Annotated in this window: 1 protein-coding gene; it reads left to right on the top strand. The window is 61.1% G+C overall.

The genetic code is table 11. The annotated features are described in order from the left end of the window. The coding region (locus JK356_RS21540; RefSeq protein ID WP_201870357.1) for a S8 family serine peptidase at positions 1 to 401 on the top strand (401 nt) is incomplete at both ends.

Genomic DNA, 401 nt, shown 5'->3' with positions numbered 1-401 from the left:
GCCTCAGCGGCGACAGCGCGCACACCGATGTAAGTGGCCACGGCACCATCATGGCCGCTCTAATCGCGGGAACCGGCGCAGATAACGGCGTCCAAGGCCTCGCACCCGGCGTCGATATCCTCCCCATCCGGACGCATGAGACCGAAGCTTCGGGGTTTGACGTCGAGGGCACCTTCGCTGATGCCGTGCAGTACGCGGTAGACGAAGGAGCTGACATCATCAGCGTTTCCAATGGCATTCAGCCTACCGGCTACGCCCAAGATGAGGTCACCGCTGCTCTTGAGGAAGCGGCACGGCAGGATGTGCTGGTTTTTGCAGCCACAGGTAATGACGCTGAGAACTCCAACATGGAGATGTTCCCTAGCAACCAGGACGGTGTCGTCGGTGTCGGCGCGGTCGAT

This window comes from Streptomyces sp. 7-21 (assembly GCF_016741785.1).
GTDB lineage: Bacteria > Actinomycetota > Actinomycetes > Streptomycetales > Streptomycetaceae > Streptomyces.
This window is presented reverse-complemented; position numbering and strand designations above follow the sequence as displayed.